Source organism: Bradyrhizobium septentrionale (assembly GCF_011516645.4).
Classification (GTDB): domain Bacteria; phylum Pseudomonadota; class Alphaproteobacteria; order Rhizobiales; family Xanthobacteraceae; genus Bradyrhizobium; species Bradyrhizobium septentrionale.
On the sequence record NZ_CP088285.1, the window covers coordinates 3,868,933 to 3,893,905 of the forward strand.

Consider the following 24,973-nt stretch of genomic DNA (forward strand, 5'->3'; position numbering starts at 1 on the left):
CGAAGTGGGAAGCCAAATGTTGAGAAGCCAGTTGATCAGAGATAGCCGGCGACACGCAGCCGCTCGAACGCATCCTCGGTCTCGTGGTCGAGCGCGCGGCCGGCGCGCTCCGGGATCTTGGTGGCGTCGAGTTCGGCGAGGATCTCGTCGATGTTGGACGCGGTCGAAGCGACCGGGTTGGTAATGTCCTGATCGCCGAGCGAGCGATAGCGCTTGCCGTCCTTGGTGAGATACAGCGGGATGATCGGGATGTTCTCGCGCTTGGTGTAGGCCCAGATGTCGGCCTCGGTCCAATGCAGGATCGGATGGATGCGCAGATGCGCGCCCTGCGGCGGCGAGGCGTTGAACTGGTCCCAGAACTCCGGCGGCTGGTCGCGCACGTCCCACTCGCCTTCCAGGCCGCGCGGCGAGAACACGCGCTCCTTGGCGCGCGTCGCCTCCTCGTCGCGGCGGATGCCGGCGATCAATCCGTCAAAGCCATACTTATTGAGTGCGAGCTTCAGCCCTTCGGTCTTGCGCGCCGCGGAGCGCGCGGCCGGCGGCAGGGTCGGGTCGACGCTGTCGATCGACGGGCAGGGCTCGACGCGCAGGTCGAGATCCCATTCCTTGCCGAAGCGGTCGCGGAACGCGTACATCTCCGGAAACTTCTTGCCGGTGTCGACATGCATCGCCGGGAACGGAACCCGGCCGAAGAATGCCTTGCGTGCCAGCCAGATCATCACATTGGAGTCTTTGCCGAGCGACCACAGCAGCGCGAGCTTCTTCAACCGTGCGAACGCCTCGCGGAGAATATAGATGCTCTGCGCCTCGAGCTCGTCCAGGTGATCCATGGTCGGGGGGGCCCGATGGGCCGAAATCCCCGGCACGGAAGATGCTTGTGCAAGGGCTGCAGACCGTGATCCGGCAGCGGCGGATTCTTTGTCGAGAAGATGCATCTATCGGCCTTGGCCTGTGGAGTTGAAAATTCTAAAGTTGCGCTGCAATAGAGAAGAAATAATTTTCTCTTTGCTGGCCTTGATCGAGAGATAAATAGAAAATAATTTCAGTCAACCCCCAAGTTGGGGAAGCGAGTGTCTGATGCGATATCTGCCGGTGTTTCTGGATCTGCAAAGCGGCAAGGTGCTGCTCGTTGGAGCGGGCGAGCTCGTGCGCGCCAAGCTGCGGCTGCTTGCGGCCGCCGGCGCCGCGGTCCGCTGGTACGCGACCGACGGCGATCATGATCTCGCCGGCCTCGCTGCGGAGGAGGCCGCGCGGATCGAGCGCGCCGAGGGCGATCCGCTCGCCGCTGATCTTTCAGATGTTATCGCCGTGCTGTGCGCCGGCGCCGGCGACATCGGCATCGCGATGTCGGTGCGCGCCAAGGCGATTGGCCTGCCGGTCAATGTGATGGACGACCTCGTCCACTCCACCTTCATCATGCCGGCGATCGTCGATCGCGGCGATGTCGTGGTCGCGGTCGGTACCGGCGGCACGTCGCCGGTCGTGGCGCGCCGCATCCGCGAGAAGATCGAGGCGGTGCTGCCGGCACGGATCGGCGATCTTGCCGGCTTCATCGGCCGCTTCCGCAAATCGATCCATGCCCGCATCGATGAGTTTCCGCTGCGCCGCCGCTTCTGGGAGCGCATTGTCGAGGGCCCGATCGGCGCGCTGGTGCTGGCCGGCCGCAAGGACGAAGCCGAGCAGGCGCTGACCGCGATCGCCGATCCCGCGGCATTCGCCGGTGCGAGCGCAGAGGGCAAGGCCATCGGACACGTTACGCTGGTCGGCGCCGGTCCCGGCGATCCTGATCTCTTGACGGTGAAGGCGCTGCGCGCGCTGCAGGATGCCGACGTCGTGTTCTATGACGAACTGGTGTCACCTGAAATTCTCGACCGCATCCGGCGCGATGCCGCGCGCACCCCGGTCGGTCGCCGGATCGGCAAGCCCGGCATCGGCCAGGACGCCATCAACCGCCTGATGATCGAAGCGGCGCAGTCTGGCCAGCGCGCGGTGCGGCTGAAGGGTGGTGATCCCTTCGTGTTCGGCCGCGGCGGCGAGGAAATCGAGGCGCTGCGCGACGCCGGCGTCGCTTATTCTATTATTCCGGGCATCTCCGCCGGTCTTGGCGCCGCCGCGCAATTCGAAGTGCCGCTGACCTATAGGCACGAGGCGCTGCGCATCACCTTCCTCACCGCGCACAAGGCGCGCGATGCCGAAGTCGTCGACTGGTCGGTGCTGACCGACAACAAGATGACCGTCGTCGTCTACATGGGCATGACCGCGGCGCCTTCGATCCGCGAAGGCATGCTCGCCGCGGGCCGCTCGCCGGAGACGCCGGTCGGCGTGTTCGCGCGGGTGACACGGCCCGACGCCAAGGCCGCGGTCGGCACGCTGGCGCGGCTGCCCGAATTGGTCAAACAGGTCGATGGCGGTCCCGCCGTTCTCATCATTGGCGACGTGGTCGCGCATTCCGCGCCGTGGAGCCGATCCAACGTCACCCAACTCTTCTCCAACCAGATGTTCTCCGAACTGCTGAAAGCTGCCGAATGACCTCTCCGCTTGAACAGAAGAAAATCAGGATCACGGGCCCCTCGGTGGTGACCGCCAATCGCACCTGGGATGGCGCCGTCGTCTACCGGACCGCGCAAAAGGGCTGGTCCACCGAACTCGCCGACTCCGCTGTCGTCAGCACCTCCGACGATGCCCGCGCGCTGCTGGCGGAAGCCGCCGCCGACGACGTCGGCGCGGTCGGCCCCTATATCGCGCCGGTCGAACTCAAGGACGGCGGCAAGGTCAAGCCGGGCAATCTCCGCGAACACATCCGCGCCAAGGGCGTCACGATCGATCTTCAGGTGCCGGCGTAAGGCTTATCCATCATGTATGCATATGACGAACTCGACCGCACGCTGATCAACGAGCGTGTTTCGGAATTCCGCGACCAGGTGCAGCGCCGCCTCTCCGGCGAGCTCACCGAGGACGAATTCAAGATCCTGCGTCTGCAGAACGGCGTGTATTTGCAGCTGCACGCCTACATGTTCCGCGTCGCGATCCCGTACGGCACGCTGTCGTCGAAGCAGCTGCGCCGCTTCGCCCATGTCGCGCGCCGCTACGATCGCGGCTACGGCCACTTCACCACCCGGCAGAACATCCAGTTCAACTGGATCAAGCTCAGCGAGCTGCCTGACGCGCTGGCCGATCTCGCCGAGGTCGGCATCCACGCGATGCAGACCTCCGGCAACAACATGCGCAACGTCACCTCGGACCAGTGGGCCGGGGTTGCGCCGGGCGAGATCGAGGACCCGCGGATCTGGTCGGAGCTGATCCGCCAGCACACCACGCTGCATCCGGAATTCTCGTTCCTGCCGCGCAAGTTCAAGATCGCGATCACCGCCTCCGAGCATGATCGCGCCGCGATCAAGATCCACGACATCGGCCTGCGCCTGCACAAGAACGCCGACGGCGAGACCGGGTTCGAGGTGCTGGTCGGCGGCGGCCTCGGCCGCACCCCGTTTATCGCCAAGACCATCAAGCCGTTCGTCCCCGGCCGCGATATCCTGAGCTACATCGAGGCGATCCTGCGCGTCTACAACCAGTACGGCCGCCGCGACAACATCTACAAGGCGCGCATCAAGATCCTGGTGCACGAGCTCGGCATCGAGAAGTTCGCCAAGGAAGTCGACGAGGAGTGGAAGCAGATGGGCGATGTCGGGCTGACGCTCGACCATGCCGCCATCGAGGAGGTCCGCTCGCGCTTCTCCTATCCGGCTTACGAAAAGCTGCCGCACATGCCGGACGAGCTGAAGCAGGCCGCACATGACAAGCTGTTCGAGCGCTGGCGCAAGAACTCGGTGTTCCCGCACAAGGTGCAGGGCTACTCGATCGTCGTGCTGTCGCTGAAGCCGGTCGGCGGCCCGCCCGGCGACGCCAGCGCCGAGCAGATGGACGCGCTCGCCGATCTCGCCGACAAATATTCGTTCGGCGAAATCCGCGTCGGCCATGAGCAGAACCTGGCGCTGCCGCACGTCGCCAAGCGCGACCTGCCGGCACTGTTCAAGGCGCTCGACCGGCTCGGCCTCGCGACGCCGAACGTCAATCTGGTCACCGACATCATCGCCTGCCCGGGGCTGGATTACTGCTCGCTGGCGAATGCGCGCTCGATCCCGGTCGCGCAGGAGCTGACGCGGCGCTTCGCCAACCACGACACTGCCGACCTGATCGGCCGGCTCCACATCAACATCTCCGGCTGCATCAATGCCTGCGGCCATCACCATGTCGGCCACATAGGCATTCTCGGCGTCGAGAAGAACGGTGAGGAATTCTACCAGATCACGATCGGCGGCCGCGCCGACGAGAACGCGCAGATGGGCACCTTGATCGGCCCGGCCGTTCCTTATGCGGAAGTCGCCGACGTGATCGAAGACATTGTCGAAGCCTATCTCGCGCTGCGCGACCGTCCCGAGGAATTGTTCGTCGATACGGTGAAGCGTCTGGGCGTCGAGCCTTTCAGGGAGCGGGTCTATGCCACTCGTTAAGCAGGGAAGACTAACCACCGACCTGTTCGTCCATGTCGCCGACGGCGCCGAGCTGCCGGGCGACGGTGCGGTGCTGGTGAGCGCCGAACGCTTTCTCGCCGATCCGGAGGCGCTGCTGCGCCGCCCCGGCAAGGTCGGCGTGATCTGGCCGAACAACCGCAATCTCGACGATCTGGTGCCGCATCTCGATCGTCTCGCCTCGATCGCGCTGGTGTTCCCGACCTTCCGCGACGGCCGCGCCTACAGCCAGGCGCGCCTGCTGCGCGAGCGCTACGGCTATGACGGCGAGCTGCGCGCCACTGGCCAGGTGCTGCGCGACCAGTTCGTGTTCATGACCCGCGCCGGCTTCGACGCCTTCGAGGTGAAGAAGGACGCCGATGCCGACGCCTTCGCCGCGACCATGAAGCGCTATTCGGTGTTCTACCAGCCGACCGGCGACGGCCGCGTCACCGCGCTCAACCGCCGCATGCAGCTGCGTCACTCGGAGAGCGCGGGCCAGTGAGCACGCTTGCACCAGAGCTCGCAGCCACGGCGCCGGTCGCATTGCCCGCGGCCGATGCGCTCGATCGCGCGCTGCGCACGGCATCGCCCGCCGAGGTGATCGCGGCCGCGCTGAAGACGGTCGGCCGCGAGAGGCTGGCGCTGGTGTCGTCGTTCGGCACCGAGTCCGCTGCGCTGCTCAAGGTGATGGCGGATGTCGATCCGGCGATCCCGGTGGTCTTCCTCGACACCGGCTGGCTGTTCGAGGAGACGCTGGCTTATCGTGACACCTTGATAACCACGCTCGGCCTCACCGATGTGCGTTCGATCAAGCCCGATGAGCAGGCGATGTCGCGCCAGGATCCGGACCGCGAATTGTGGTTCACCGATCCCGATGCCTGCTGCCGGATCCGCAAGGTCGAGCCCTTGGCGCGTGCGCTAAAACCGTTCGCCGGCTGGATCAACGGCCGCAAGCGCTTCCAGGGCGGCGCCCGCACCGAGATTCCGGTCGTCGAGGACGACGGCGTCAGGCTGAAATTCAATCCGTTCGCCAACGTCTCGCGCGAGGAGATCGAGGCGATCTACACGCTCGGCAAGCTGCCGCCGCATCCACTTGTCGCATCGGGATATCAGTCGGTCGGGTGTATGCCTTGTTCGAGCCGGACTGCCGCCGGCGAGGATGCGCGCGACGGCCGCTGGCGTGGCCGGGCCAAGACGGAATGCGGCATCCATACAATGAAGATGTCGTAGCACACGACAAAGCCTTCGCAGTGCGGCGCCTTCGTAGCACAAGCGCGCTGCACGGCCGCAAACAAAGAAAACCGGTTTCGTTGACTTAAAGCCACTTCGCCGCGAGTTATGTCTGGCGTGTTCCCTGACATTCTCGGGTTGAATGGAGACAGAAATGATCCGTCGTATCCTGCCGCTGATCGCGGGATTGTTGTGGGCGAGCTCGGCCTTCGCGGCCGACGTTTCGCTGCTCAACGTGTCCTACGATCCGACCCGCGAGCTCTATGTCGATTTCAACAAGGCGTTCGCGGCGGCCTATCAGAAGGAAACCGGCAAGAGCGTCGAGATCAAGCAGTCGCATGGCGGCTCTGGCTCGCAGGCGCGCTCGGTGATCGACGGATTGCAGGCCGATGTCGTCACGCTGGCGCTCGCCTATGACATCGATGCGATCGCGGGCAAGGGCCTGCTTGCGGCCGATTGGCAGAAGCGGCTGCCGCTCAACGCCTCGCCCTATACCTCGACCATCGTGTTCCTGGTGCGCAAGGGCAACCCCAAGGGCATCAAGGATTGGGATGATTTGATTAAACCCGGCGTCGCCGTGATCACGCCGAACCCGAAGACCTCCGGCGGCGCGCGCTGGAACTATCTGGCCGCCTGGGGCTATGCGCAGAAGAAGTTCGGCTCAGTCGACAAGGCGAAGAAGTTCGTCGCCGATCTCTACCAGAACGTTCCGGTGCTCGACACCGGTGCGCGCGGCTCGACCGTGACCTTCGTCGAGCGCGGTGTCGGCGACGTGCTGCTCGCGTGGGAGAACGAAGCCTTTCTGGCGCAACGCGAATTCGGTCAGGACAAGTTCGAGATCGTGGCCCCGCCGCAGTCGATCCTCGCCGAGCCGCCGGTCGCCCTGGTCGACACGGTTGCCGACAAGAAGGGCACCCGCGCCGTCGCCGAAGCCTATCTGAAGTACTGGTACACCAAGGAAGGCCAGGAGATCGCCGCGCGCAACTCCTACCGGCCGCGCGACCCTGAAATCGCCAAGGAGTACGAAAAATCCTTCGCCAAGGTTGAACTTTTCACCATCGACGACGTTTTTGGTGGTTGGACCAAGGCCCAAAAGGAGCACTTCGCCGAGGGCGGCATTTTCGATCAGATCTACAAGAACTGATCGAGTTATCGTCCGGGCCAAACAGGGGGATTTGTGAGCACAGCGGTTGCACGGCGCAGTACCCTGCCGGGGTTCGGTCTCACCATGGGACTGACCCTGACATGGCTCTCCGTTATCATCCTGATTCCGCTGGCCGCGCTGTTCCTGAAGACGTTCGAGCTCAGCCTCGATCAGTTCTGGGCCATCATCACCAGCCGCCGCACCCTGAATGCCCTGAAAATTTCGTTTGGGCTTTCGTTTGCGGCCGCCTGCGTCAATTTGGTGATGGGCACCATCATCGTCTGGGCGCTGGTGCGCTACCGTTTTCCGGGCCGGCGGCTGTTCGACGCCATCGTCGATATTCCATTCGCCTTGCCGACCGCGGTCGCCGGCGTCGCGCTGACGCAATTGTTCGCGCAGAAGGGATGGCTTGGCGCGCCGCTCGCCGAACTCGGCATCAAGGTCGCGTTCACGCCGATCGGCATCTTCATCGCGATGATCTTCATCGGGATTCCCTTCGTGGTGCGCACGGTGCAGCCGGTGCTGATCGATCTCGATCCCGAGATCGAGGAAGCCGCGGCGAGCCTTGGCGCCAACCGCTGGCACACGGTATTTCGCGTCATCCTGCCGAGCCTGATCCCGGCGCTGCTGACCGGCTTTGCGCTGGCCTTTGCCCGCGCCATCGGTGAATACGGTTCGGTGATCTTCATTGCGGGCAATCTGCCCAACGTCTCCGAAATCGCGCCGCTGTTGATCGTGATCCGGCTGTCCGAATTCCGCTATGCCGACGCCACCGCGATCGCGGTCGTGATGCTGGTGGCCTCGTTCCTGATCATCTTCGTGATCAATCGCCTGCAGCGCTGGGCGCAAGCCCGCATTCCCGTGCATTGAGGTTCGAGATGTCGATGCAGACGGGATTGGTGACCTCGACGACGCAACTGCGGACCTACGCGCCGGCAACCGATGTCAGCGTGGCGGCCCCGGCGCCGCGGCTCGAGATCGCGCGCGCGGAGCCGGGCACGGCGCAGCGCAATCTGCGCACCGAGCCCGGTCCGATCCGCTTCATCATCATCGCGCTGGCGATCACCTTCCTCAGCGTGTTCGTCGTGCTGCCGCTGGTCGTCGTGTTTGCGTCGGCCTTCTCGAAAGGGATCGGCGCCTATTTCGCCGCGCTGGCCGAGCCCGAGGCGCTCGCCGCGATCAAGTTGACGCTGCTGATCGCCGCGATCTCGGTCACGCTCAATCTGGTGTTCGGCGTGGTCGCGGCCTGGGCGATCTCGAAGTTCGAATTCACCGGCAAGACCTTCCTGATCACGCTGATCGATTTGCCGTTCTCGGTCTCGCCCGTGATCTCCGGCCTGGTCTTCGTGCTGCTGTTCGGCGCGCAGGGCTATTTCGGTCCGTGGCTGCAGGCGCACAACGTCCACATCCTGTTCGCGGTGCCCGGAATCGCGCTGGCGACGATCTTCGTCACCTTCCCGTTCGTGGCGCGCGCGCTGATCCCGCTGATGCAGGAGCAGGGCACCCAGGAGGAGGAGGCGGCGATCTCGCTCGGCGCCTCCGGCCTGCAGACCTTCTTCCGCGTGACGCTCCCCAACATCAAATGGGGCCTGCTGTACGGCGTCCTGCTCTGCAACGCGCGCGCGATGGGCGAGTTCGGTGCGGTGTCGGTCGTCTCCGGCCACATCCGCGGCGAGACCAACACGATGCCGCTCCTGGTCGAGATTCTCTACAACGAATATCAGTTCGTCGCGTCGTTCGCGATCGCGTCGCTGCTGGCGATGCTGGCGCTGATCACGCTGGTGGCGAAGACCGTTCTCGAGCAAAGGCTCGACGAGGCAGAGGTGCCCGATGGCGATTGAAGTCAAGAATATCGTAAAGACGTTCGGCAGCTTTGCCGCGCTCGACAATGTCGATCTCATGGTCGCCGACGGCGAACTCTTGGCGCTGCTCGGCCCGTCCGGCTCCGGCAAGACGACGCTGCTGCGGATCATCGCGGGACTGGACTGGCCCGACAGCGGCGAGGTCGCGATCGACGGCGAGAATGCGCTCTCGCGCGGCGCCAGCGAGCGTCAGGTCGGCTTCGTGTTCCAGCACTACGCGCTGTTCCGCCACATGACGGTGTTCGAGAACGTCGCGTTCGGGCTGCGCGTACAGCCGCGCGCGATCCGCAAGGACGAAGCGACGATCCGCGCCCGGGTCAAGGAATTGCTCGACCTGGTGCAGCTCGATTGGCTGGCCAACCGCTATCCCAGCCAGCTGTCCGGCGGCCAGCGGCAACGCATTGCGCTGGCGCGTGCGCTCGCGATCGAGCCGCGCATTCTGCTGCTCGACGAACCGTTCGGCGCGCTCGATGCCAAGGTGCGCAAGGAGCTCAGGCAATGGCTGCGCTCGCTGCACAACGAGATCCACGTCACCTCGATCTTCGTCACCCACGACCAGGAGGAGGCGCTCGAAGTCGCCAACCGCGTCGTGGTGATGGACAAGGGCAAGATCGAGCAGATCGGCTCGCCCGGCGAGGTCTATGACAATCCGGCGACCGCTTTCGTGCACGGCTTCATCGGCGAATCCATCGTGCTTCCGGTCGACGTGGCCGGCGATGCGGTGCGGCTGGACGGCCGCCCGCTGAACATTCCGGCGCTCGGCGCGGCGTCGGGCGCAGCAAAGCTGTTCGTCCGCCGCCACGACATGGCGGTCGGTCCGGCCGGAAGCGGCGCCCTGGAAGGCGCCATCCGTCACGTCCGTTCGTTCGGGCCGATCCAGCGCGCCGAAGTGGCGCTGTCGGGTAGCGAGGGCAAGACCGTGATCGAGATCGACGCCCCCCGCGACCGCGAGCTGCAGGCCGGTGAAATCGTCTCGCTGCAGCCCCGCCGCTACCGGATTTTTGCGGCGCAGGAGTAGGGCCCGGCCCGGCCGCTGCGCCCTAACCTCCCCTTGAAAAGGGGAGGTCGCTTTCCTCGTCAGAGCAAAGCGGGTGGGGATCCTCTCTCCACGACATCCGCTGTCGCCTGTGGCCGACCCCCATCCCGACCTTCCCCCTTTCAGGGGTAGGGCTATCGCATATGGGCGAGGACGGAGAGAAGGAAGTCGTTATTCCATCTGGCCTGGAGCATTTTGTGGCTGGTGCGCGTGGGACCTGGCGTGGCTTGTAGAGCGTTAAGTGCCAGCTTTCGGATGGCGGCAAGATTTCCGGCGGCATGGCCCTTGCGGCTACGGCAGGCGTCTTCGTCGAACAGAACGTCGAGAACCCAATGCAAGTTGTTCTCGATACCCCAGTGGGCGCGGACGGCCTCGAGCAGCTTCTTGGCCGACAACCGGCGTGAGGCCAGAAAGTATCGGGCCGTGTGTTTGGCTGTCTTGCCGGCCTTGGCGCGCCAACTATCGATGCGACCGACGACAGCGATAGCAGGGAAGCTGTATTGCTTTGCCAAGTCTGGGGCCGGCACGACGATGGCCTGCCGGCGCTCGATGCGGCCGTGGGCCGATGTCCTTCGCTGGCTCGCCCGCGCTGGCTTCCGGGCCGTATCGAGCAGCGCCTTGACGGCTTTGAAGAGCCGGCCGCGATTACTCTTGATGGCCAATACATAGTGGCCCTTCCGATCGCGGATGGCCTGCGCCGTGTCGGGCCGGCAATGCAAGGCGTCGGCGGTGACAAGAGCACCATCCAGATCGAGCAGGGCGAGGACTTCGAGAGCGCCGGCAATCTCGTTGCGATTGGGAGCCTTTCTCTGCGCCAACGCCATGCGCGTGCCTGCCGCCCAGACGTTGACCATATGTAGCGGCGTAGCCCGCCGGCCACGCGTGAAGGCTCCGCGCAACGCCTTGCCGTCGATGCTGACCACGCCCTTGACGCCGAAGCTCTTGCTGAACTTACGCAAAACCGCTTCCAGACCCTTCGGGTCCAGCACGCGGAAGACGTTGCTGAACGTGTCGTGGCTAGGAATACCGTGTCCAAGCTCCAGGAACTTCCGCAACAGCTGCTCTCGGCCTTTGCCGAAGAACTCGAACTCGGTGCAGGTCTTGGCGCCGGCCAGCGTCGCCGCCAAGGCAATGACGAGGATCTCCAACAAATCGTGTCGCGTGTTGCCGGCGCGTGGATCCTTGAGCGGTCGAAACAGGCGCCTGAGTTTGCGCATTTGGGTCTCCCTCGACAATCGAGAGACCCCCAAAGAATCCAGTTCCAACCGCTTGGCAACACCCCTCCTGAGCCATATGCGATTCCCCTACTTTCAGGGGGAAGGAGCCATCCGAGCTACGCGCTAACGCGCCTTGACGGGCCGGTTGCCGTGACTGTCCTGCGGGACGCCACGCTGCAGCGACATGTGGGAGTGAACGCCGAGCCAGCGGCCGTCAGCCTGACGCGCGAGGATGATCGTCGCCCGTCCTGGCCTGTCGAAGCGGCTTCCATCGGCGTGGAAGCCGGTGCTCGTCCACGGCGTGATCACCGTCGCCATGTTGCCGTCGGCGCTCGCCAGCACCACCGTATTGTCGAGGTCGAAGGCGAAATCCGCGGTACGGGGCCAGACATTGTCCCATTGCATCTCCGTCCAGCGCGCGCGGCCGCGGATCAGTTCCTGGTAGGTGCCAAAGGAGATAATGTCGGGATGCCAGAACGGACGGGCGGCAGCATAGTCCACCGCCCGGACGCAGGCGGCGAACCGCTCGAGCCAATCGAAGACCGATCGGGTGGTCGATGAATCGGCGATCGGCAGAGCTGTTTCCTGGCTCATCATCTTCCTCAACCCGACGGCTATGCCGGGCCGACGGAGCCAGAAACGCACAACGGTGTCAACGAAGCGAGATCCGGGGACTTGCTCCGCGGATCGGTCCCGGCTCGGGCGGGAGGCTCTATCCGGACGACGGGTCAAAACCTCCCCTTGAAAAGGGGAGGTCGCTTTGCTCGCCAGAGCAAAGCGGGTGGGGATCTGCTCTCTCCACTTGCAGCGTCGCCTGCGGCCGCCCCCCCAATCCCGACCTTCCCCCTTTCAGGGGGAAGGAGAAACAGGGCTCCCACGAAACCCGGCGCCCTCGTGAATGACGGCAATTGGCGGCCAAAAGTTAGCCGCTGTTCACCATTCAGCCACGGTTGGTATGCAACAACGGCGGGCCAACCTTGGGGGTTTTTACCAGTGAAACGGACGACGGTCGCCCTGTTCGGGCTTCTGGTGCTTGCCGGCTGTGCCGCAGACACCAAAATCCCGGAAGAACCGACCATGTATCTCAACATGGCGCAGGCCGGCGCGGTGCTGGATAGCCAGGCGGCCGCGATCATGTTTTCGCAATACCGCCAGAACAATGGTCTTGGCACCGTCGTGGTGGATCCGGACCTGACGAAGCTCGCCGAGCAGCAGTCGCAGGCGATGGCCGCCCGCAACAAGATGGACCATGACGTGAAGGCCCCGCTCGGCAAGCGGCTGCAGGCCGGGAGCTATCCCGCAACCGTCGCGGTCGAGAACATCTCGGCCGGCTATCACACGCTGGCGGAAGCATTTTCAGGGTGGCGCGATTCCCCGCCGCACAAGGCCAATATGCTCAAGAGCGGTGTCACAAAAATGGGCATCGCGGCCGTCTATGCTCCCAACACCAAATACAAGGTGTTCTGGACGCTCATTTTGGCGGCAACCTGATTTCGATAAAATCCGCGTGATCCGCTTCCGCATCTCGTCGATTGACGCGGCTGCGAACAGCCGCCACGGTGCGCTGCAAGGTATTCCTGACTTGGCGGTTACGAATGGATACTTCTGACACCGCGCCCGCCTCGACGCCGGCGCAAGCGCAGCGCGTGCTGGTTCTTCAGGGCGGCGGTGCGCTCGGCTCCTATCAGGCCGGCGCCTTTCAGGCGCTCTGCCATGCGGGCTTCGAGCCGGAATGGATCGCCGGCATCTCGATCGGCGCCATCAATGCCGCGATCATCGCCGGCAACGAGCCGGACAAGCGCGTGCCGCGGCTGAAGGAATTCTGGGAGATGGTGTCGGCACCGGTGCCCTGGAATCCGATCTCGAAGCATGAGCGAGCCCGTTCGCTGTTCAACGAGACCTCTGCCGCCATCATCGCGACCTTCGGCGTGCCCGGCTTCTTCGCGCCGCGGATTCCGCCGGCGCCGCTGTGGCCGCCCGGCAGCTCGCAATCGCTGAGCTATTACGACACCGCGCCGCTGAAGAAGACGCTGGAGCGGCTCGTCGACTTCGACCGCATCAACGATCTGAAGACGCGCCTGTCGGTCGGCGCAGTCGGCGTCACCTCGGGCAATTTCTGCTATTTCGACAATTACGAGTTCAAGAAGCGCGGCAAGAAGATCGGCCCCGAGCACATCATGGCCTCTGGCGCGTTGCCGCCGGGCTTTCCCGCCGTCGTGATCGAGGGCGAGCATTACTGGGATGGCGGCATCGCCTCCAACACCCCGCTCGACTTCGTGCTGGACGAGGAGATCAGCCGTGATCTCCTGATCTTCCAGGTCGACCTGTTCAGCGCGCGCGGGCTGTTGCCGGAGACGCTGCTGGAAGCCGCCGAGCGCGAAAAGGACATCCGCTTTTCCAGCCGGACGCGGATGAACACCGACAAGAACAAGCAGATCCATAACGCCCGCATGGCGGTGCGCGACCTGATCGGCAAACTGCCAGATTACCTCAAGAACGACCCGTCGGTCGAGCTGCTGCGCAAGGCGTCCAAGGAGAACACCGTCACGGTGGTCCACCTGATCTACAAGAGCAAGAACTACGAGAGCTCGTCGAAGGACTACGACTTCTCCCATGTTGCGATGGTCGAGCACTGGGGCGCCGGCGTGCGCGACGTGCATTTGTCGATGCGTCACAAAGAATGGCTAGAACGGCCACAGTCCGGGGAAACCATGGTGACTTACGATCTCACGGGGGACGAACCCACGCCCCCGGCAAGCAAATAGGAGCGAACAACAATGGGTACGTTGACAGGCAAGACCGCCGTTGTGACCGGCTCGACCAGCGGCATCGGATTGGCTTATGCGCGCGCCTTCGCCGGCGCCGGCGCCAATGTCGTCCTCAACGGCATGGGCGTGCCGGCCGACATCGAGAAGGAGCGTTCCGGCATCGAGACCGACTTCAAGGTCAAGGCGGCCTATTCGCCGGCCGACATGACCAAGCCGGCCGAGATCGCCGACATGATCGCGCTCGGCGAGAAGACCTTCGGTTCGGTCGACATCCTCGTCAACAATGCCGGCATCCAGTTCGTTTCGCCGATCGAGGAGTTTCCGCCGGAGAAGTGGGAAGCCATCATCGCGATCAATCTGTCGTCGGCGTTCTACGGCATCCGCGCCGCGGTGCCCGGCATGAAGAAGCGCGGCTGGGGCCGCATCATCAACACGGCTTCCGCGCACTCGCTGGTCGCTTCGCCGTTCAAGTCGGCCTACGTCTCGGCCAAACACGGCATTGCCGGCCTCACCAAGACCGCCGCGCTCGAGCTCGCGCAGCACAAGATCACCTGCAACTGCATCAGCCCGGGCTATGTCTGGACGCCGCTGGTCGAGCACCAGATTCCGGAGACCATGAAGGCGCGCAATCTGACCAAGGAGCAGGTCATCAAGGATGTGCTGCTCGCCGCCCAGCCGACCAAGGAGTTCGTCACCTCGGAGCAGGTCGCAGCACTCGCGCTGTTCCTGTGCGGCGACGATGCCGCGCAGATCACCGGCGCCAATCTCTCGATCGACGGCGGCTGGACCGCGGAGTAGTTTTTCCGGCGGGATTTGTCAGCTAAAGCAAAGCTGGCCCTGATTGGATCAGGGCCGGCTTTTGCTTTTGGAGATGCGACTGAACTTTGCTGACCCGTTACGACGCCGGCCGCCGCTTTCCGAACGCCAGCACGTGCAGCCCGAGGCGCGAGCGCACGACGTAGAACAGCAGGATCGTCTCGAAGGTCAGCGACAGCGAGGTCGAGGCGGCTGCGCCCATGCCGCCGTAGCGCGGGACGAGCGCGATGCAGAGCCCGACATTCATGAAGAACGACACCGCATAGGCCGTCGCGCAGATGCCCTGGTGTCCGAGCATGTTCAACAGGCGCTCGACCGGCCCGATCGCCGAGCGGATCACGAGCCCGATCGCGGCGACGAACATGATGCTGTAGCCGTCGACGAATTTCGGGCCGAACAACCACAGCAGCGGCTTGCCGAACGCGAGCAGCGCGATGGTCGCGAATAGCGAAGGCCAGAATGTCCAGCTGATGGCGTGCGCGACATAGGCCGACAGCCGGTCCTTGTCGCCGAGCGCGTTGTACTCGGCGAAGCGGTGCGCCGTCGTCGCCGACATCGCGTAGTGCACGAACGACACCAGCGCCAGCGTCTTCACCACGGCGAAATAGATGCCGACCTCTTCCGACGAGCGGAATTGCTGCAGCATCAGCACGTCGGTGTAGCCGAGCAGCAGATAGAAGCTCTCGACCAGCATGATCGGCAGCGAGATCGCGAACCAACCCCTGACGTCATAGGTCTTCTCGCCGGGCCCGACATGGGCGGCGAGCCGGCGGTTCAGCACGATCATCTGGCCGATCGCCGCGATGTAGACGGCCGCGGCGCTCGCGATCATCGCCGCCGTCGCGCCGAGATTGAGGCTGAGCGCCAGCGCGCCGGCGGTCAGCGCGATGATCAATCCCTGCCGGACGATGAACTGCGGCATCAGGCCGAGCTGCATCCAGTCATGCGCGCGCGAGATGCCGTCCTGGGTGTTGGCGACCACGAAGGGCGGCAGCGTCAGGCAGCCGATATAAAGCGGCACGACCGCGTTGGGGTCGATCCAGGGCGAAGCGAAATGGATCACGCCCGCGAGCAGCAGCGCGACCGTGCTGGACGCTGCAAGCACCACCCAGCGGCCGCCGGAGAGGAAGCCGCGCAGCGCGGCGAGGTCGCCGCGTGCGCGATATTCCGGGATGATCTTCTGCGAGGACGGCGCGATGCCGAAATCCATGGTGCTGCCGAGCAGCAGCACCCAGGTCCAGACGTAGACATAGATGCCGTAGTCCGAACCGCTCATCCAGCGCGCCAGCAGGATCTGCGCGAGATAGGCGATCGCGGCGCTGATGACGCGGATGACGAAGATGGTGCCGGCGAGGCGCTTGGTGACCGAGGCCTCCTTGGTGCCGCCAAGCAGGCGCGCGGCGAGGCCCCGCAGGCGTGCGACCGGGCCCGATGGCGCAGAGGTTGCGGTTTGGGTTTCCATCACAGCCAAGGCGGAAAATTCCTGAAGCGCCGCAGCGCGGCAATGCGCCTCGATCTATCAACGAAACGTTAAGATTGGGTTGGGTGTTCGTCCGGGCAGGGAACCTGGGGATGCGCCAACTGCGTATCAGACGCTGCGCGCGCCTGAGGAACTGCCCGCTTGGCGAGCACTCATGGTGTCGGTTCAACTGGCGTCAATTGAAATGGCGTCAGTTCAAATTGATATTGAATTCGTAGCTCTTGTCGCCGCCGACCAGCGTCAGCTTGAGTGCGGCGCCGTCCGCCGTGGCGCCGGGCGGCAGCCCGTCGAGCTCGAAAGAGAAACGCTTCACGCCGGGCGGCGCGTGCTCGACCAGCTTGGGCACCGGCAGCGCCCAGTCGGGCGTCGGCCCCTCGACGAACAGGCTGAGGTCGCGGCTCTCGGGCGCGGTGACATCGACCAGCACGTTGTTCTTGCCGTCGCGCTTGACGTCGCGGATCGTGAACGGGGTCGGATCGCCGATATTGGCGGGCTTCGGCACCGCGTTGAGCGCATCGGTCAGCGCAGCGTCCTCGGTCGAGGCGACGCTGGCGAATGCCAATTCGGCCTTCGCCTCTACCGGCACGCACAGCTTCTCGCACACCGCGTAGTTGATGTCGGCGCGCAGCACCAGCGGCTTGTCGGGATTCTTGGCGACGATGCGCAGCGGCAGCACCACCTGGTGCTTGTAGCCGAGCGAGGTGCCGCCGGCGCCGTCGTCGAATTGCCGCGGCGCGGGCCACATCACGGTCACGGCCTCGACATTGTCCGACCTGGAGAAATCGAATCGCGGCGGCACACCGGAATCGCCGGGGGTCCGCCAGTAGGTCTTCCAGCCGTCCTGCAACTGGAAGGCAATGCCGCCGAGCAGCACCGTGCCGCTGCGCGATCCCGCGAGCAGCCGTACCGCCGAATGCGTGTCCTGCTGCCACGGCGAGGCGTCGTCGGCGCGGACCTCCGTTGCCATGGTTGCGACGGAAAGCAGGGCGGCAACGCCAAAGGCGGCCCGCAGGGGAACTGTGACGATCATGAGACGTGTTTACCCGCAACTTTCGTTGCAAACCATTGAATTGCTTGTGATGCATCGCCGCATGGCGGGCGATGGTTGATTGACAGAACCGCGACCCAATATCAGGATGCCAAATCAGCAGGAAAGGCCTTTGCGGATGCGCCCTGAAGGCAAAACAGGCAAGACTCGCAAGACCGCCGCCGGCAGAAACCCGGCCCCCGGTCCCCACGCCGCCGATGATGGCTATCTCGACGGCCAGATGCTGATTGCGATGCCTGTGATGAACGACCCGCGCTTCGAGCGCTCGGTGATCTACATGTGCGCCCATTCCTCCGAGGGCGCCATGGGCATCATCGTCAATCGCCCGGCCGGCAGCATCGATTTCCCCGGGCTCCTGGTGCAGCTCGACATCATCGAGAAATCGGACCAGATCCAGCTGCCCGAAAATGCCGAGATGATGAAGGTGATGAAGGGCGGCCCGGTCGACACCGGCCGCGGCTTCGTGCTGCATTCCAGCGACTTCTACATCCAGGATGCGACGCTCAACATCGACGACGGCATCTCGCTGACTGCGACCGTCGACATCCTCAAGGCGATCGCCAAGGGCTCAGGCCCCAAGCACGCGATCCTCGCGCTCGGCTATGCCGGCTGGGCGCCGGGCCAGCTCGAGAACGAGATCCAGCACAATGGCTGGCTGCACTGCGACGCCGATCCGGAGCTGATCTTCGGCGCCGATGTCGATGAGAAATACGCGCGCGCCTTGCGCAAGATCGGCATCGAGGCCGGCATGCTTTCCAACGACGCCGGCCACGCGTAGCCAGCGACAGCGCCTCGATCTCGATGTCGTCCCTGCGAAAGCAGGGACCCATAACCACAGGACGTTGTTGTGGTGCCGCGCTGTGGCCGCATCCTCGCGCCATTACATGCATTCGTGGTTATGGGTCCCGGGTCGCGCTGACGCTTGCCCGGGACGACAGCTGTGGGCTTGGTTACGACAGCTGTGGGTTTGGCTACGACAGCGCCTGCGCCCGCTACTCCGCCGCTTCCTGCGCCACCGTCGGCTGGGTGCCGGCCACCGTGGCGCGGCGCATGTCGCGGGGCTGCGACTGGTCGTAGCGGCGGACGCGGTGCACGGTCTGGCGGTTGTCCCACATCACGAGGTCGTGCACCGTCCATTTGTGCACATAGACGAATTCGCCCTGGGTCGCGTGCTCGGTGAGGTCACGCAGCAACAGCCGCGCCTCCGGCATGCTCATGTCCCTGATGGCGCCGGCATGCGACGACAGATACAGCGACTTGCGGCCATGCACCGGATGCGTGCGCACCAGGCGCTGCAGCACCGGCTTGAACATCGCCTTCTCCTCGTCGGTGTAATCGAGGAAGCCGAGCGAGCCGCGCGAATACATCAGCGAGTGCTCGCAGATCATGTCCTCGATCTCGGCCTTGGTCTCGTCGTCGAGGGCGTCATAGGCGGCGCGCATGTCGGCGAACTCGGTGTTGCCGCCCTTCGGGTTCACCACGCGCGCCGACAGCAGCGAGAACTTCGCCGGGATCGGCCGGAACGAGCTGTCGGAATGCCACAGGCAGTTGCCGAGGTTGAACAGATGGGTGCGGTGATCCTTCGGCAGCGGCCTGCCGTCCTTGCCGAGATTGGAGACGTCGTTGAGCCCGGCGGAGAGGCGGTAGTCCTCCTTCTTCGCCACGGTGCCACCGCGCGCATCCTCGCGCTCGCCGAAATTGAGCGCGAACGCCATCTGCTGGTCGTCCGTGATGTCCTGGCCGTGGAAGACGAGCACGGCGTACTTGTCCATGCCGGCCTCGATGTCGATCGCTTCCTGCTTCGTCAGCGGCTTGCGCAGATCGACGCCGGAGACCTCGCCGACGAAATGCTTGTGAAGCTGGCGGATCAGGACCGTCATGGCGTATCTCCCCGTATCTCGCGGGCGGTTGTCCCGCTTCGTTTGCCGGGAAGGCTACTCCGGACGCGTGCGCTGTCAACGCTTCGCGGCGAAGTGTGGGCTTGGCGCGGGTCAGGCATTCCGCGCCATCAACCCGCCGTCGACCGGAATCACGGCGCCGGTCAGGAACGATGCGGCGGGCAGGCACAGGCTCAGCGTCATGTGCGCGACCTCTTCAGGATCGCCGTAGCGCGCGAGCGCGGTGCGGCGCTTGGCGTAGATCGTCTTGTGCTCCTCGGAGATGCGGTCGGTGATGGCGGTGCGGATCGGGCCCGGGCAGATGCAGTTCACGGTGATGCCCTCGCGCCCCAGTTCCACCGCGAGCGAGCGGGTCAGGCTGGTGACGCCGCCCTTTGCCGCGGAGTAGGCGCTGTGCAACCCGGTCGCGCCCAGCGCCTCGGTCGAGGCGATGTTGACGATGCGCGGCGATCGCGACTTGCGCAGGTATGGCAGTGCGGCGCGGATGATGCGCGGATGCGCCGTCAGCATCACCGCGATGCCCTTGGCCCAGGCGTCCTCGTATCCGGGATCGTCGATCGCCACGCGCACCGAGATGCCGGCATTGTTGACGATGATGTCGAGCCCGCCGAAATGCGCGGCGACATCGTTGACGACTTTGGTGATCGCATCGCGATCGGCGACGTCGAGCGTCCAGGCCTTTGCCGAGCCTCCGCTCGCCGAGATTTCTTTCGCCACCGCCTGCGTGCCCTCTTCGGTCAGGTCGGTGACCGCGACATTGGCGCCTTCGTCGGCGAACACCCGCGCGGTGGCGCGGCCCATGCCGCTGGCGGCGCCGGTGACGAGAACGGTGAGGCCCTTCACCGAACGGCTGAGCTGTTTGAATTCGGACATGACGGACCCCCCGTTGATTTTTTTGCGTTGTGAGATCGACAACGCTGGCACCGATCCGCAGAGACGTCAAACCGCTGATCCGTATCCAGCACGCGCGCAGCGCGTTAACGCAAGTTTCTCGGTTGGCTTTTCGAAAAGGATGATGCTCAATCAAGAAAACAGAGCAGGAGGAATGCGATGAACGAGCTCGATTTCGGCGGCAAGCAAATATTGGTGGTCGGCGGCTCCAGCGGCATCGGCAACGGCATCGCGCAGGCCTTCCGCGCCAAGGGGGCGCGCGTCAGTGTGTACGGCACCCGTGCGCAGGCGAGCGACTATTCGAAAGAGGAAGGCTCGGATCTCGAAGGCCTCGGCTACGCGCAGCTCGATGTCTCCAATCCGCAGGCGATCGAAAGCCTCACGCCGTCGTTCGATCGGCTCGACGTGCTGGTGCTGGCGCAAGGCGCGGTGATTTACCGCCGCGGGGAATTCGAGATGGCGGGCTTCCGCAAGGTGCTCGAGGTCAATCTGATGAGCCTGATGGCCTGCGCCACCAAATTCCACGCGATGCTCAGCGCGAGCCGGGGATCGCTGATCATCGTGAGTTCGACCGCGGCCTATCATTCCACCATGGGCAATCCGGCCTACAACGCCTCGAAGACCGGCGCCGTCGGGCTGACGCGCACGCTGGGCGAGGCCTGGGCGGAGAACGGCATCCGCGTCAACGGCATCGCGCCCGGCCTCGTCGACACCAAGATGACCAAGGCGACGACGGCCAATCCGAAGCGTCTCGAGGGCGCGCTGGAGCGCATTCCGCTGAAGCGTCTCGGCACGCCCGCCGACATGGCCGGCGCCGCGCTGTTCCTGGCCTCGCCGCTCGCCTCCTACATCGTCGGCCAGACCATCGTCGTCGATGGCGGGCTCATTCTCTAGCTCCAGGAACTTGAACTCCAGGAACTTGCGCGAGGTTCCGCGGTTGGCTCCCTGACATTTCAGGGAGCGTCACGATGGACAAGGATCGGATTTTCGGAACGGCGAAGGAATTTGCTGGCAAGGCCGAAGCCGCAGTCGGCGATGCGGCCGGTGATGCGCAGACGCAGGCTTCGGGCCGTGCGCGCGAGGCCGCAGGCGCAGTGCAGGATCTCTACGGCCAGGCCAAGGATGCCGCGCGCGACGCGGCTGATACCGCGGTCAACTATGCCAAAGATGCTTATGAGCACCGCGGCGAGACCGTTCGCAGCGGGCAGAAGGCGATGGCCCATGCGGTGCAGGACAATCCACTCGGTTCGCTGCTGATCGCCGGCGGCATCGGCTTTGCGCTCGCGCTTTTGATGACGCGCCAGCCGCGCCGCCCGCCGCCGTCGCGCTGGCGCTATTACGGCTGAGCCGCCGCCTTATTCACCGCCGTCATTGCGAGGAGCGATAGCGACGAAGCAATCCATTTGTCCGCATCCGCGGATCGATGGATTGCTTCGCTTCGCTCGCAATGACGTGGATGGAGCTTACGCGCTTCGTCGTAAGAGCCGCCGAACAGAGATTACCACTGCCAGGGATTCCCCGGCGCTGCGGCTCGCTGTCCGATATTGCCGGGCGGCCGCGGCGGGCGCGGCGGCGGTGCGACCAGCGGGCGCTGCTGCGGCGCGCCGAAGCCGAAGATGTCGCGCAGCCAGGGCTGGGTCTGCGGCTGCTGTTGCTGCGGTTGGGCCTGGGCCGGCCGGAACGCACGCCGTTGCGGCTTCGGCGCGGTGATAATCGAGCCGTCGGGCGCGATCGCCGTGGTCGAAGGCGGCGGGTTCGCCGGCGCGCCGCTCGGTGCGGCAGGCGTGGTCGCGGCGACAGGCACGTCGCCCTTGGCCTGCTCGCGGCCGATCTCGCGGCGCGGCCAGGCGAAATCATCGGCGCGGCCGGCGGGCGGCGCCAGAGCCTCGCCCTTCACCAGCGTGCGCGCGGCGAGCGCATCGACGGCGGCGGGCCGCGAGCCCGGGCCGCCGAGCAATTGATCCGTGCCGACCGTGGAGGCGACCAGCGGCAGCACGGGGCCTGCCAGCGGCCGCGGCGCGGGCTTGCCGGGCTCGGCGCTGGTATCGGGGGTTGCCGGCTCGCTCGGCAGCGCGATCGGGCCGGTGCGCACCGCAAGCAGCCGCGTCACCTCGCGCTCGACATAATGCGCGAGCTTGCGCGCGCCGGCCTTGGTGAAGAACACGCCGTCGTCGGAGCGCAGCTTGCGTGGCTGGCCTTCGAAGTCCGGGCCCTTCTGCATGAAGCGGCCGGCCTCGTCGACAAAGCCGTCCCAGACGTCGACATAGGTGATGCCGGCCTTGCCGGCGCCGTCGCGATACAGCGCGTCGAGGAACAGCATGTCCGACGTGCCCTTCTGGCCGCGGATCGCGGGCAGGCCGACCCACAGCACCGGCACGCCCTTGCTCTTCAGCACATTGATCAGTTCCTCGATCTTCTTGCCGTAGAGCTCGACCCAGCGGTCCTCGCGGAATTCATAGAGGCCGTTCGGCGAACGAGCGGTCTTTTCCGGCGCGGCCTGCGCGTCATTGTCGGCGTCGTCGGCTAGCGGCTCGGTCTCGGCGGGCTTGGCGTCGGTCTTGCCATCAGTCTTGGCAGCGGTATCGGGCTTGTCGCCGGGCTTTGCGTCCGGTTTGGCGCGCGCGTCCTTTTTGTCGTCCTTCTTGTCGACCTTCTTCTCCACCACAGGTTCGCGGATCGCCGTGCGATCGTTGAGGCCGAGCATCACGACGATGGCATCGGGGTTCTCGGTGGCGAGAATGCCCTTCGCGGCGGCAGCCCAATCCGCCGGATCGCCCTTGGGCTGATAGCGGATCAGGCCCGACACCGTCTTGTGCTTGCGGATCACGCCCATGTCGGGCTGGTCGGAATAGGCATCCTCCAGGCCATAGGCGAGCCAGTCGGCCATGGCGTCGCCGATGACAAGCACGTTGCGCTCCGCGGCGGCCTCGCGCTTGGCCGGCGGCGGGGCGCGCGAGAAATCCTCACGCGGCCGCTGCTGCTGCTGTGATTGCGGCTGCTGCTGCTGCTGGAACGGCGCGAAGAAATCGCCCCCGAACCAGCCGCCGCCACCACCGCCACCGTTGCGTGGCGGCGCGCGGCGTTGGGGTGCGTCACCGAAGCCCGGGAAGCCGAAGAACTGCGCCGAGGCGGGCTGGGCGATGCCGATCAGGAGCGCAAGCGCCACCGTGAGCGCGACCAGCGGGCCGGCTTCGGTGAATATGCGCAGGAAGGACTTCGGCTTTCGCATCGGGTCGGTCGCAATGATCTGGAAGTACCACCCCATACTAGCGGAATCGGGCCGCAAGCGGGCAGCTTTTCCACCATAAATCGGGTGCCCCCGCCGGCCGTCAAGGCACCGGGCAAATATCGGATTTCACGGTTACTTTTGGGGTGAGGAGGCCTGCTGCCCAAGCCCGTGCCCGTATGGAGCGGGGCCTCATCCGGGGCTTAGCCTTCTCCTTCCCCCTGAAAGGGAGAAGGTCGGGATGGGGGGCAGCCACACGCACCGTCACTCGTGGAGAGAGACGATCCCGCTTCGCTCTCTCGAGCAAAACGACCTCCCCTTTTCAAGGGGAGGTGAAGAGGTTCCGTAGGGCGCCCTACCGCCCCCGCAGCCGCTCCAGCACCTCGGCGGTGGCAAACCCGTCGGCGGGGGCGCCGATCGAGACCTGGAAGCCACGCAGCGCCTCGCGGGTCTGGCCGCCGAACTGGCCGTCGGGCGTACCCTTGTAGAAGCCGCGCTGGGCCAGCAACTGCTGCAGTTCCAGCCGCTCGGCACGCGACAGCACCCGTTCCTGGCGCGGCCAGGGCTGCACGAAGGGTGGGCCGCCGCGCAGGCGGTCGGCGAAATGGCCGATGGCGAGCGCATAGGCCTCCGCCGGGTTGTACTTCATGATGACCCGGAAATTCTGCAGCATCAGGAAGCCCGGCCCCGCGGCGCCGGCCGGCGCCAGCAGATAGGCCTTGTCGGAGGACCGCGGGAACGGCTGGCCGTTCGGCCGCTTGAGGCCGAGTTGCTCCCATTGCGACAGCGGCATCGCCTTGGCGCGGTCGGCCAGCATGTAGTTGAAGCCCTGCGGCAGCACGACCTCGTAGCCCCAGCTGGCGCCGGTCTGCCAGCCGTCCTTCTTCAGATTGTTGGCGGTCGAGGCGATCAAATCGCCCGGATCGTCGACGACATCGCGGCGGCCGTCGCCATCGCCATCGACGGCGTAGCGCTTGAACGCGGTCGGCATGAACTGGGTCGGGCCGAAGGCGCCGGCCCAGGAGCCGCGCATCTGCTCGGGCCTGAGATCGCCGCGGTTGAGGATTTCCAGCGCCGACAGGAACTCATCCTTGAAATAGGCCTGGCGGCGGCCGATGCAGGCAAGCGTGGCGGTCGACTGCACCACGCTGCGATCGCCCATCTGGGTCGAATAGTTCGATTCGATGCCCCAGATCGCCGCGATGATGTAGCGATCGACGCCATAGGCCTGCTCGGTCGCGTCGAACTGCGCCTTGTATTTCGCAAGGATCTCGCGGCCTTTCGCCAGTCTCGCGTCGCTGACGAGGATGTCGAGATAGTCCCAGATCGCCTTGGTGAATTCCGGCTGCGAATCCAGCAGATCCATGATGCGCAGATCGGGCGTGAGGCCCGCGGTGAAGCGCTCGAAATTTTCTCGCGTGATGTTGCGCCGCGCGGCATCCGGCCACATCGCTGCGACGCAGTTCGGGAAGTCCGACGCGGCTTGGCGGATCGCCGCCGCCGTCATCAGCGGATGGCCGGAGGCGCCGTCTTCCCCGCTCCAGGGCGGCGCGGTGCCGTCGCCTCCGGTCGCGGCCTGCGGCGGCGTTGCGGCGTTCGGTCCCGAAAAGATGCTGTCGATCAGGTTGGTCAGGCCGTTGCCCGTGGATTGGGCCCGGGCGCCGCGGGGCATCAACAGCGCCGCGCCTGACAGCAGAACGGCCAGCGCGACGAGGCTCGCGCTGAAAAGCCTGGTCCTTGATGTTCCCGTCGCGTGCATTGTCGTGTGCCTGTCAAAAACGTGCGGTTTCAGAAGGCCCCGGCACGGTTTCCATTAACTTAACATCGGCGAGATTTTGCTGTCGCA

24 protein-coding genes are annotated in these 24,973 nt (G+C 65.1%); 15 read left to right on the forward strand and 9 right to left on the reverse strand.

What is annotated here, in order from left to right; translation table 11 throughout:
• Positions 1 to 35: 35 nt before the first annotated feature.
• Positions 36 to 830 carry a sulfate adenylyltransferase subunit CysD gene (gene cysD, locus HAP48_RS20065; RefSeq protein ID WP_166210941.1) on the reverse strand — a complete coding sequence of 265 codons (795 nt, stop codon included), beginning with the start codon at positions 828 to 830 and terminating at the stop codon, positions 36 to 38.
• Between the two features lie 247 nt (positions 831 to 1,077).
• On the opposite strand from cysD, the gene cysG reads away from it, so the two are divergent.
• The 9 genes from cysG (at position 1,078) to HAP48_RS20110 (ending at position 9,765) form a co-directional block, all read left to right on the forward strand.
• Positions 1,078 to 2,529 carry a siroheme synthase CysG gene (gene cysG / locus HAP48_RS20070; RefSeq protein WP_166210938.1) on the forward strand — a complete coding sequence of 484 codons (1,452 nt, stop codon included), beginning with the start codon at positions 1,078 to 1,080 and terminating at the stop codon, positions 2,527 to 2,529.
• The gene (locus tag HAP48_RS20075; RefSeq protein WP_166210935.1) at positions 2,526 to 2,843 is read left to right on the forward strand and encodes a DUF2849 domain-containing protein; all 318 of its coding nucleotides are present in this window, start codon (positions 2,526 to 2,528) and stop codon (positions 2,841 to 2,843) included. Before cysG ends, HAP48_RS20075 begins: the two co-directional genes overlap by 4 nt.
• A gap of 12 nt (positions 2,844 to 2,855) precedes the next feature.
• Positions 2,856 to 4,511: a nitrite/sulfite reductase gene (locus HAP48_RS20080; RefSeq protein WP_166210932.1), complete on the forward strand. Its 1,656-nt coding sequence runs from the start codon at positions 2,856 to 2,858 to the stop codon at positions 4,509 to 4,511.
• Positions 4,498 to 5,013 (forward strand): DUF934 domain-containing protein, encoded by a 516-nt coding sequence (locus tag HAP48_RS20085; RefSeq protein ID WP_166210929.1) that lies wholly within the window; start codon positions 4,498 to 4,500, stop codon positions 5,011 to 5,013. Before HAP48_RS20080 ends, HAP48_RS20085 begins: the two co-directional genes overlap by 14 nt.
• A complete protein-coding gene (locus tag HAP48_RS20090) occupies positions 5,010 to 5,741 on the forward strand; it encodes a phosphoadenylyl-sulfate reductase (protein ID WP_166210926.1) in 732 nt (243 codons plus the stop codon). Before HAP48_RS20085 ends, HAP48_RS20090 begins: the two co-directional genes overlap by 4 nt.
• Before the next feature lie 154 nt (positions 5,742 to 5,895).
• Entirely contained in the window at positions 5,896 to 6,885 is a 990-nt protein-coding gene (locus HAP48_RS20095) for a sulfate ABC transporter substrate-binding protein (RefSeq protein ID WP_166210923.1), read from the forward strand.
• Between the two features lie 63 nt (positions 6,886 to 6,948).
• The gene (gene cysT / locus HAP48_RS20100; RefSeq protein ID WP_166216195.1) at positions 6,949 to 7,755 is read left to right on the forward strand and encodes a sulfate ABC transporter permease subunit CysT; all 807 of its coding nucleotides are present in this window, start codon (positions 6,949 to 6,951) and stop codon (positions 7,753 to 7,755) included.
• An 8-nt stretch (positions 7,756 to 7,763) separates the two neighbouring features.
• Positions 7,764 to 8,726, forward strand: coding sequence for a sulfate ABC transporter permease subunit CysW (cysW, locus tag HAP48_RS20105; protein ID WP_420869882.1), 963 nt, complete (start codon positions 7,764 to 7,766; stop codon positions 8,724 to 8,726).
• Positions 8,716 to 9,765, forward strand: coding sequence for a sulfate/molybdate ABC transporter ATP-binding protein (locus HAP48_RS20110; protein WP_166210920.1), 1,050 nt, complete (start codon positions 8,716 to 8,718; stop codon positions 9,763 to 9,765). Before cysW ends, HAP48_RS20110 begins: the two co-directional genes overlap by 11 nt.
• 152 nt (positions 9,766 to 9,917) lie before the next feature.
• Here HAP48_RS20110 and HAP48_RS20115 read toward each other — a convergent pair whose 3' ends face one another.
• Together HAP48_RS20115 and HAP48_RS20120 are read right to left on the reverse strand one after the other, a co-directional pair.
• Positions 9,918 to 11,000 carry an ISAs1 family transposase gene (locus HAP48_RS20115; protein WP_166203503.1) on the reverse strand — a complete coding sequence of 361 codons (1,083 nt, stop codon included), beginning with the start codon at positions 10,998 to 11,000 and terminating at the stop codon, positions 9,918 to 9,920.
• A gap of 123 nt (positions 11,001 to 11,123) precedes the next feature.
• Entirely contained in the window at positions 11,124 to 11,594 is a 471-nt protein-coding gene (locus tag HAP48_RS20120) for a YybH family protein (protein ID WP_166210917.1), read from the reverse strand.
• A gap of 399 nt (positions 11,595 to 11,993) precedes the next feature.
• Here HAP48_RS20120 and HAP48_RS20125 point away from each other — a divergent pair, with 399 nt between their 5' ends.
• The 3 genes from HAP48_RS20125 (at position 11,994) to HAP48_RS20135 (ending at position 14,566) form a co-directional block, all read left to right on the forward strand.
• A complete protein-coding gene (locus HAP48_RS20125; protein ID WP_166216189.1) occupies positions 11,994 to 12,491 on the forward strand; it encodes a CAP domain-containing protein in 498 nt (165 codons plus the stop codon).
• A 104-nt stretch (positions 12,492 to 12,595) separates the two neighbouring features.
• Positions 12,596 to 13,765 carry a DUF3734 domain-containing protein gene (locus HAP48_RS20130; protein ID WP_166210914.1) on the forward strand — a complete coding sequence of 390 codons (1,170 nt, stop codon included), beginning with the start codon at positions 12,596 to 12,598 and terminating at the stop codon, positions 13,763 to 13,765.
• 12 nt (positions 13,766 to 13,777) lie between these two features.
• Complete coding sequence (locus HAP48_RS20135) at positions 13,778 to 14,566, forward strand: 3-hydroxybutyrate dehydrogenase (RefSeq protein WP_166210911.1); 789 nt, start codon at positions 13,778 to 13,780, stop codon at positions 14,564 to 14,566.
• Between the two features lie 97 nt (positions 14,567 to 14,663).
• On the opposite strand, the gene HAP48_RS20140 is transcribed toward HAP48_RS20135, so the two are convergent.
• Together HAP48_RS20140 and HAP48_RS20145 are read right to left on the reverse strand one after the other, a co-directional pair.
• Positions 14,664 to 16,046 (reverse strand): oligosaccharide flippase family protein, encoded by a 1,383-nt coding sequence (locus tag HAP48_RS20140; protein ID WP_175612412.1) that lies wholly within the window; start codon positions 16,044 to 16,046, stop codon positions 14,664 to 14,666.
• 208 nt (positions 16,047 to 16,254) lie between these two features.
• A complete protein-coding gene (locus HAP48_RS20145; protein ID WP_166210905.1) occupies positions 16,255 to 17,094 on the reverse strand; it encodes a protein-disulfide reductase DsbD domain-containing protein in 840 nt (279 codons plus the stop codon).
• Between the two features lie 136 nt (positions 17,095 to 17,230).
• On the opposite strand from HAP48_RS20145, the gene HAP48_RS20150 reads away from it, so the two are divergent.
• Complete coding sequence (locus tag HAP48_RS20150; RefSeq protein WP_166210902.1) at positions 17,231 to 17,890, forward strand: YqgE/AlgH family protein; 660 nt, start codon at positions 17,231 to 17,233, stop codon at positions 17,888 to 17,890.
• Positions 17,891 to 18,104: 214 nt separating this feature from the next.
• On the opposite strand, the gene HAP48_RS20155 is transcribed toward HAP48_RS20150, so the two are convergent.
• Both HAP48_RS20155 and HAP48_RS20160 read right to left on the reverse strand, forming a co-directional pair.
• Positions 18,105 to 18,992 (reverse strand): TauD/TfdA dioxygenase family protein, encoded by an 888-nt coding sequence (locus HAP48_RS20155; protein WP_166210899.1) that lies wholly within the window; start codon positions 18,990 to 18,992, stop codon positions 18,105 to 18,107.
• Between the two features lie 111 nt (positions 18,993 to 19,103).
• The gene (locus tag HAP48_RS20160; RefSeq protein ID WP_166210896.1) at positions 19,104 to 19,883 is read right to left on the reverse strand and encodes an SDR family NAD(P)-dependent oxidoreductase; all 780 of its coding nucleotides are present in this window, start codon (positions 19,881 to 19,883) and stop codon (positions 19,104 to 19,106) included.
• A gap of 177 nt (positions 19,884 to 20,060) precedes the next feature.
• On the opposite strand from HAP48_RS20160, the gene HAP48_RS20165 reads away from it, so the two are divergent.
• Together HAP48_RS20165 and HAP48_RS20170 are read left to right on the forward strand one after the other, a co-directional pair.
• The gene (locus HAP48_RS20165) at positions 20,061 to 20,795 is read left to right on the forward strand and encodes an SDR family NAD(P)-dependent oxidoreductase (protein ID WP_166210893.1); all 735 of its coding nucleotides are present in this window, start codon (positions 20,061 to 20,063) and stop codon (positions 20,793 to 20,795) included.
• A gap of 74 nt (positions 20,796 to 20,869) precedes the next feature.
• Positions 20,870 to 21,247 carry a CsbD family protein gene (locus HAP48_RS20170; RefSeq protein ID WP_166210890.1) on the forward strand — a complete coding sequence of 126 codons (378 nt, stop codon included), beginning with the start codon at positions 20,870 to 20,872 and terminating at the stop codon, positions 21,245 to 21,247.
• Positions 21,248 to 21,399: 152 nt separating this feature from the next.
• On the opposite strand, the gene HAP48_RS20175 is transcribed toward HAP48_RS20170, so the two are convergent.
• Both HAP48_RS20175 and HAP48_RS20180 read right to left on the reverse strand, forming a co-directional pair.
• Positions 21,400 to 23,130 (reverse strand): SGNH/GDSL hydrolase family protein, encoded by a 1,731-nt coding sequence (locus HAP48_RS20175; RefSeq protein WP_166216186.1) that lies wholly within the window; start codon positions 23,128 to 23,130, stop codon positions 21,400 to 21,402.
• A gap of 352 nt (positions 23,131 to 23,482) precedes the next feature.
• Positions 23,483 to 24,799 (reverse strand): lytic murein transglycosylase, encoded by a 1,317-nt coding sequence (locus HAP48_RS20180; protein WP_224497065.1) that lies wholly within the window; start codon positions 24,797 to 24,799, stop codon positions 23,483 to 23,485.
• Positions 24,800 to 24,973: the final 174 nt, after the last annotated feature.